This is a genomic window from Acidobacteriota bacterium (assembly GCA_022562055.1).
Classification (GTDB): domain Bacteria; phylum Actinomycetota; class Acidimicrobiia; order Spongiisociales; family UBA5794; genus BMS3BBIN02.
Genome location: JADFQA010000037.1, coordinates 23,466 through 31,309, shown reverse-complemented (window position 1 = coordinate 31,309; position 7,844 = coordinate 23,466). Strand labels below are relative to the sequence as shown.

The 7,844-nt window shown below is 57.2% G+C and carries 8 protein-coding genes and 1 pseudogene; 3 read left to right on the top strand and 6 right to left on the bottom strand.

Annotated elements, in window-relative coordinates; genetic code table 11:
• Positions 1 to 154: 154 nt before the first annotated feature.
• The 3 genes and pseudogenes from IIC71_12430 to IIC71_12420 all read left to right on the top strand — a co-directional run bounded on the left by IIC71_12430 (position 155) and on the right by IIC71_12420 (position 855).
• Positions 155 to 310, top strand: a complete 156-nt coding sequence (locus IIC71_12430) for a hypothetical protein (GenBank protein ID MCH7669988.1) — start codon at positions 155 to 157, stop codon at positions 308 to 310.
• Positions 244 to 465 (top strand): annotated as a pseudogene (locus IIC71_12425) (histidine kinase). Before IIC71_12430 ends, IIC71_12425 begins: the two are co-directional and overlap by 67 nt.
• The gene (locus IIC71_12420; GenBank protein ID MCH7669987.1) at positions 439 to 855 is read left to right on the top strand and encodes a hypothetical protein; all 417 of its coding nucleotides are present in this window, start codon (positions 439 to 441) and stop codon (positions 853 to 855) included. Before IIC71_12425 ends, IIC71_12420 begins: the two are co-directional and overlap by 27 nt.
• Before the next feature lie 70 nt (positions 856 to 925).
• On the opposite strand, the gene IIC71_12415 is transcribed toward IIC71_12420, so the two are convergent.
• The 6 genes from IIC71_12415 to IIC71_12390 all read right to left on the bottom strand — a co-directional run bounded on the left by IIC71_12415 (position 926) and on the right by IIC71_12390 (position 7,727).
• Positions 926 to 1,933: a cytochrome c gene (locus IIC71_12415; GenBank protein ID MCH7669986.1), complete on the bottom strand. Its 1,008-nt coding sequence runs from the start codon at positions 1,931 to 1,933 to the stop codon at positions 926 to 928.
• Entirely contained in the window at positions 1,930 to 3,354 is a 1,425-nt protein-coding gene (gene nrfD, locus IIC71_12410) for a polysulfide reductase NrfD (protein MCH7669985.1), read from the bottom strand. Before nrfD ends, IIC71_12415 begins: the two co-directional genes overlap by 4 nt.
• Entirely contained in the window at positions 3,342 to 4,319 is a 978-nt protein-coding gene (locus IIC71_12405) for a 4Fe-4S dicluster domain-containing protein (protein MCH7669984.1), read from the bottom strand. Before IIC71_12405 ends, nrfD begins: the two co-directional genes overlap by 13 nt.
• Before the next feature lie 95 nt (positions 4,320 to 4,414).
• Positions 4,415 to 5,365: a hypothetical protein gene (locus IIC71_12400; GenBank protein ID MCH7669983.1), complete on the bottom strand. Its 951-nt coding sequence runs from the start codon at positions 5,363 to 5,365 to the stop codon at positions 4,415 to 4,417.
• A gap of 401 nt (positions 5,366 to 5,766) precedes the next feature.
• On the bottom strand, positions 5,767 to 6,396 hold the full coding sequence (locus tag IIC71_12395; protein ID MCH7669982.1) for a response regulator transcription factor: 630 nt from the start codon (positions 6,394 to 6,396) through the stop codon (positions 5,767 to 5,769).
• Positions 6,393 to 7,727 (bottom strand): hypothetical protein, encoded by a 1,335-nt coding sequence (locus tag IIC71_12390; protein MCH7669981.1) that lies wholly within the window; start codon positions 7,725 to 7,727, stop codon positions 6,393 to 6,395. Before IIC71_12390 ends, IIC71_12395 begins: the two co-directional genes overlap by 4 nt.
• Between the last annotated feature and the right edge of the window lie 117 nt (positions 7,728 to 7,844).

The window sequence follows — 7,844 nt, the reverse complement described above, 5'->3', positions numbered from 1 at the left end:
AACCTCATGGTCATCTACAAGTAGCACCCGTACTGGCGGTTTGTCTGTCATGGGTTCAGGCTACTCCCTGCGCTGCCAAATCCCACAGGGCCAAATGCCCCTAGGACAAACCCCCAACAAATCAGCTGACGAACACGCCGGGTATGCTGTACCCATGGCACAGGAGGTCCTCCGTCAGGAAAAGTTTTTCAACCTCGTCAGGGGGGCTGCGGCCGCAGTGTCGCATACTGATCTTACGGAGCTATTCAGGTTGGCCAACGAACCATCCTCCGATGCGAGCGGATCGCCTGCGATGTCCACGACTCAATAATCCAAGAAATATTCGCTGTCGGTTTAACTCTCCACGCACCGTCGCAAAGAATCAACAGCCCCGAAATCCGGAACTCAATAGCTGAGTCCGTCGAGCGTCTCGATGACACCATAAACGAGCTGCGCAGAATGATATTCGATCTCGACCCACCAACGTCATCAAGCCGCGACTTCCGGGCTGAAGTGAACCGTCTCGTCGATGAAGTAACAAGCTCGAGCCGGGTGACAACATCAGTCACCATGGGACCATCGATCGCCGATGTCCCATCCGGGCTCATTGATGACGCGCTTCACCTCATTCGCGAATCGGTCACCAACGACGTGCGCCATGCACTCGCCAACCTGATAGACGTGTCAGTGGATCTCTCACCCAAAGAGCTTACGCTCACAATCGTCGACAACGGCCAGGGCTTCGACCCGTTATCCCCCACAACCGGAAACGGCCTCGCCAACCTCAAAACACGCTGCGAACGCGCAGGAGGAGAAACATTCGTCATCTCCGAACCCGGTGCCGGCACAACCGTACGCCTACTACTCCCCGTATAAAACCCGCAGCACCTACCACGAAACCCCAATCCCAACCGGCCACCGCAGCCCGTGCCGTAACACGCTGGTATTACCGGCCTTGGCTTAAGAAGTCGTAGATCTTGTGGAGGTCCTCCTCGGATAGAACCGATTCGCGGTAGACGGGCATACCTTTAGGACCCTCGCGAATATCCTCGACGAAGCGCGAAAACGATCCGATCTCGCCAACGAGGGCAGGTCCCACCACTGCGCCCAAACCCGAAGGCGCGTGACAAGCGGCACACCCGTACTGAAAGGACAACACTCTCCCGTCTTCAACGGGATCACCCGTTTGAGCGGCCGACTTGTCGCCGAGTCCGAATCCAACATATGGAATGATCTCTCCAAGGTACCCAATCTCGGTGCGATCAAAAGTCTCCGGATCCGTCAGGTCCGTGTTCGATACTGGAGCCCTGATAAACACAATCACCATGCCAATGGCGGTAAAGATGGCAGCGGACGCGAGCAGGACGCTAATCCACATCGACCCGCTCTCCTGCGCCGGTTCGTCCACAAGCTGACCTGCTTTCCCGACCCGGACGAGGTACACAGCCGACAGGGCGATCAGCGACCACACTCCGGTAATGACAACGATTACAAGCGTTCCGTTGATGAACGGGATCTCGACACCGGACTCTGACGAATAAAGCTGTACTCCCTCTGCCTCAACGGTAATCGTGAACATGAAGGGTTCCACCGGTGCGGTCTCAGGACCGAGATATACGATCTGCATCTCAGTGTTGGAATCCGACCGCTGCTGGTAGACCATCACCGCGGTACCAGTCTTGTCTGTAGTTGCTCTGGCAAGTTCAACGCGTGCAGACTTGCCCGCAAACGTCGTCTTGTAAGTGAGTGCGATCTCGGCGCCTTCGACTGGAGTGCCGTCGTCCGACAGAACGGCCTTGACCTCAACATCTTGCCCAACTACAACACTCTCGGGAGCACCGACGCTGATGCCGATACTTGCTGCGACCGCAGGGCCGGACATGCCAAGGACGGTCGCGACAATAATGACCGAGAACGCCATCTTCGTGGTGCGTTGCCATGGGTGCCAACTCATTTTGAACCCCCATTGATCGAGGATTGCGCGTCCGGAGGACTCCCGGACGTCCATCCGGCGGCGCCTGTGTTAGCGACCTCGGGCATTGGAGCAAACTCTTGGGGGCCGGCGAGTCTGCGTTCTTCGGCGAGTCTGCGTTCTTCGGTCATTTCCCAGATCGCGAACATCGGGAGAACCTTCAACGCAATGGAAAAGAGAAGAAGAAACAGCGCCACGCCCGCCGCGAATATTGACCACTCAACGAACGTGGGACCGTAACTCGCGGGTTCGTAGGGCATGAGGGGGACGCGAAGCCCCGTTACAACAATGAAGTAACGTTCAAGGAACATCGCAATATCCACGAAGATTGCAGCGACAACTACCCCTGCAATTGTGCGGGTTTGGCGCACCAGCATCAGCACAATGGGCACGAACAGGCCGCCGATTATGTAGAACCAGAACATCAGGGCGAAGTCCTCAACGAACAGTTGACGAAAGGCAAACTCGCCGGTCTCTTCAAGCTTGAATCCCTCGGTCAGGTACTCGTTGATATTCACATAGATCATGAACGCAGCGAACGCGGCAAGCATATATCCGAGATAGAGAAAGTGCTTCGGAGTGAGGTACTCTTCCCAGTGATAGATACGCCTCAGGACTGCCATGACGAGGATAAGCGTCGCCACACCGCTGAAGATCGCTCCAGCAACGAACAACACTCCGAAGATACTGGTGTTCCAGCCGACACGAAGCGTCATCGAGAATATCCACGACACCACCGTATGCACCGATACCGCAATGGGCATGATAAGTAACATCATGATTGTGATCGCCTTACCGAGCAGTCTGACCTGCGACGGTAGTCCACGCCAGTTCAAGGCGACGGTTTCGTAAAAGAACCGACGCACCGCACCGACCCTGCCCGATAGGCGGTCCCTGTACAGTGCTAGATCAGGAATCATTGGAGAGTAGAGATATATCACGCTCGCTGTTAGATAAGTCGTTATCGCCATGACATCCCACATGATCGGCGACTGCCAGCGTCCATAGCGAAACACATTGAAGATTCTTTCCGGGCGGCCCATGTCGATAAGTACGAACCCAGCGCCGACCACGAGCGCGACGGCGGTGATAAGTTCTGCCATCCGTGTGATCGGCGCCCTCCACGTCGCTTTCGACACTCGCAATATCGCCGAAATCAGAGTGCCCGCATGGCTGATTCCGATGAAGAACACAAACGCCGTTATATACAGGCCCCACGAAATCCGATCTCTCATGTCCGTGACGTACAGACCATGGCGCCACTGCTTCGAGTACTGGAACACACCGTTGCCGATAACAGCGCCGAGGACAATCACCCATAGCCAATATCGGTAGGTGGTAACCAGCGTAGGCCTTAAGGTCTTCCTGACAAGGCGTTCGTGCCAGTTGCTCATCGTGTCCATGTGACCGCTCCTTCAGCACGCTCAATCCATGGCCACTTCGTCGGCATTCTTCCCTCTTCGGCAGGATCGCGTCCGACATCCTCCCCGTGACCCGGCAGGTAGTACACGCGAGGTTGTGTACCGAGGTGTTCTTGCAAGCGATAGCCGTTCCTCTCGGAGATCAAGCGGGACGCCTTGACAATCTGGCGGCCGTTTGTAGCAATGTCTTCTTCAAAGTCGCCGTACCAGATTGCATCGTTCGGACACGCTTGGACACAAAATGGGAGTGTTCCACCTCTCACCATCTCCGGACAGAAATCGCACTTCATGACGGTGCCGCGAGATGCGGGAGTTTGCTGATCGGGGTTGTAGTCCGCCAAGGCTGCTTCAGGTGGAACTGGTGGTGTACCCCAGTTGAAAAAACGCCGGTCGTAGGGACAAGCGGCCATACAGATGCGGCAGCCAATGCAACGATCCTGGTCGATAAGAACAGTGCCCTCCGGTGTAGAGAAAGTGGCGCCGACCGGACACACCTTGACGCACGGCGGGTTTTCGCATTGCTGGCACGGCGTTGGAATAAACTGGGTACCGCCGCCTGAAAGTTCGGCCTCGTAGACCTCGATCCATTCCATGGGATCCGGCGCGAAGTGCCCTTCAATGCACGCTGTCGTACACTGCGGAGGGGTGCCTTGGCTTTGGCAACCGTCACACTTCTTTAGGTCGATGATCATCGTCCACTGACGCACACGCCCAGATTCGGTCTTTTCCGTGACACGCACGGTGGGAGGTGAACCGGGTTCAGGCCCCGCGACAACTTCGCGGATGAGGCCGTCCATGAGCCAGCCTGACACGGCCAACGGAACTGCTCCGGCAAGTCCGAGGCCGAGGTACTTGAGAGCGCTTCTGCGGTCAACCAACTCTTCCGAGATTGCAGCCCCGCTCGAAGACGCCGAGGCATCGTCGGCTGTTTCGGATCTGTTGCTCATGCGCTGGGTCTCTATCTTGGGACAGGGAACTCAATCACTCTCGCCTGTCCGTGGGGGTGAAAGCCCCGCGGACAGTCGAGCAAATGGACATGGTTCTATTTGAGGTTGACTTGGATCCATCCCTGGTTGGATGATTGGACATGGGTAGAGTCATCCCAGCCGTCAGGACCAAAATCGGCGTCCCAGTAAGCGAGGGCGAGCAGAGTCGATTCACCAACAGTGAACACCGCATCCTGAACATCACCCGTGTCGAGCGGACGAGACATCTCGAAATACCAAACACCTGGACCGTCGTCAACCGGATTCGAATGTGTCCACACACCCGACAGACTGTTCTCGGCACCGGCACCGTTGTCGTCTTCTCGGGTCTCAGCGTCGGTTGCCCACTCATCATCAAAGTTACACGTGGCGTCGTTGCCCGGATCCTTACCGTCACCGGAAGGATTCACCACACCACCGGACTCAACACCAATCGCACACTCAGTCTCCCAATGCCAGATATCGACCATACCGGTCGTGTTCTCACCCTCTTCGTCATCGGCGCCCATATGCGGACCACCGGTGTCAACAGGGAACATCAGCGCAACGGCCCCCGAAAGATGGACATCATCAGCGTCCCAGTCGTAGTCATCGTCGATCGTGAACAACGCATAGATATTCTCATCGTCATGCGCCATCTTGATGGTGACCTCCCTGTTGTCAATCGCCTCATCGGCATCAGCCACAATCGGCTCCAACGTCAAAGCCAAGCCAACAACCTCACCCCAATCCGACACATCACCATCAACCGTGATCACCGCCTCAACAGCATCCAACGAACGCATCGCGACTTCGGACGGCGGAGGTGCATCGGTAGTTGTCGTCGACGGTGTTTCCGTTGTTGTAGTGGCAATCGTCGACGGTGTTTCCGTTGTTGTAGTGGCAATCGTTGTCGGTGTCTGCGTTGTTGTAGTGGCAATCGTTGTCGTATCCCCCGGATCGCTGCTCGAACAGGCTCCAGCTACCAACACGAAGACCGCGATGGTGAGTAACCATCTGCGTCTCACGGTGACCTCCTCAGTTTCAGGCCGTCGCGACTGCGCGGCGGGCATATACCATCTCTCGGTCACCGTATGCTGTGACGGCTAAAAGGTCACGAGGACGAATGGCCCTTCTTGCGTATCGCCAGGAAACGGTGAACAGTAGCCATGTGATCCAAGGAAAGGGCCGCTAGCGTGAACGCACGGCGGGAATGGTCACAACTCGTGCGTATCGCGGATTTGCGACCGGGTGTTGACGAGGAGTCGGTGCCACCCGGGTGGGAGGCATAACGAAGGCCCGGTCTGGACTGTGTCAATGCGGGGCGTGGCGCGAGGGCTAGTGGATGTCCATACATGAGGGCCGGAGGGACCCGGCGATGGTTTCTGCGACATGCTGCGTGCAAGGTTCGACTGCTACTGAGCGCCTTTCATGTGATCACGCCGAGGCGAAGCGCGACAGCCACAGCCTCTGACCGCCGCTTCACTTCAAGGTGCGAATAGATGGAGCGCAGATGTGCCTTCACGACTGCCTCAGATACACCGAGCCGTTGCGCTATCGCACGATTGTCGAGGCCCTCGGCCAGCATCTGGAGCATGTCGATGTCGGCGAGGCTCAACGCTCCAATCGGGCCGGAGCTGCTCGGGTCGACCATTCGGGCGATAAGCGGCGCAGTGATCTCACCCTGGATATACGACCCTCCAGCGGCAACAACCCCGAGGGCTCGCAGAAGCTCTTCTTTTCCAACCGACTTCAGTAGGTAGCCAGACGCTCCCAGCTCAATCGCCCGCCTTACGTAGGATGGATCGTCGTGCATCGAAAGAACGATGACGCGGGGGCGAAACTTACGTTCCTGCAATTCCTCAAGCACTTCGAGGCCGCTCTTGTCGGGCATCCGCACGTCGAGCAGCACGACGTCACAGTCGGTTGTCTCAAGAAGCGTGAGCAGTTCCTGTCCGCTTGAGGCTTCACCAACCAATTCGACGTCGGCTTCGCGACCAAGCAGCATACAGATCCCCTCGCGAACGATACGATGGTCATCAACAACGATGACTTTCATCTCTCTCCCTCATGCTCACCCGCTGGCACCCATGCAACAAATTTCGTCCCACCCGCTCGATCGGTCTTAACCCGGAGACCGCCGCCGATGGCTTCAAGCCGTTCACGGGTCGTGGTCAGACCAAGACCTTCGTCTTCAACTGTGCCGACACCGTCGTCAAGAACATGCAGCCTTACCTGATCGCCATGTCTTTGAACACGGATCTCGACGTTCGTCGCAAATGAATGTTTTCGAATATTCGTCATTGCCTCGCGGGCCGCACGGTACAGCGCAATACGGGTCGGTGGCGAAAGCTCACAGTCCTTAGCAACCTCCACACTCACCGAAAGTTCAGTTTCCATCTCCGTGACCTCAGCGAGCTCATCCAGGGCGGGACCCAGCGCTAGCTCTTCCCCCGTGCCGTATTGCAAGGAACGCAGTTCTGCCCGCAGTGAGCTATCCACCTCGTTGACCAGCGCACCAATGTGCGCCAACTCCTCTGCCACCGGATCGTCAGCGTCGACTCGAGACCGCAAGTCTTCAATTCCGTAATGGATACGATAGAGGGTCTGGCCGATATCGTCGTGAAGCGACCCGATGACCCTCGTGCGCTCTTCAGCCTGAGAGCGGACGAGGTCGCCGAATAGCTTCTCGGCGAGTTGGCGGCGCCGTGTGACAGCCCGCCCGTTAACAAGGATGAGGGTTGCGATGAAGATCGTGAGCAGTCCAATTCCGACCGCAATACTCACCCACACCAGGCGCTGGATGTTTCCGACGGTCGTTTCGATCGGTTCGTCGAGGTGATACACCTCGAACACCGCCGCGACCGAGCCGGAGTCCCTCATGACCGGGATATAGAACTCCCGCAGCGGGGGAAGGCTGCGTTCGTACTCGTTCTCGGGTCGCGAAAGGTCCGGAACGTTAACACTGGAGAGACCGTTAAACGCAACGATGCGGTCCTCCGAGAAACCGAACTTCCGACCGATCAAGGCGGACTCGTCGGAATACATGATTGTGCCGTCTGGCAACCAGAGCTTCACGCGTACGGTATCCGAACCGAGCAGGTGCAGTCGCGCCGCTTCGTCCAGGGTCGCAAAGGCTTCCGCTCCTGGCGTCTCCACCGGGATAATCCCTGCGTCAACCATGTCATCGACGATCCGTGTCAGCTTGCGTACCTCAGCGTCAATCAGGTGCTGTTCCACCTGGCGCGGAATCGCGACTCCGAGAACCAATGCCACCACAGCGGACATAGCAAGGGCGACCAGAACAGTCTTGCCTGCTGGCCCAAGCTCGCTCCATAAAGTTCGGACCACCGTCAACAGTCCTCTCGGTGGTTCCTTGCTTTCTGCCATTGTGGCGGCTCCCTTTCCCGCTCTCTGCCCTTCATTGTGTCCACCGAGCGTAATCGGAGCGAGCGATGGAACCGATTTCTTTACGCCAGATCGACCAACTGTCCTCTCTCCCGTGCG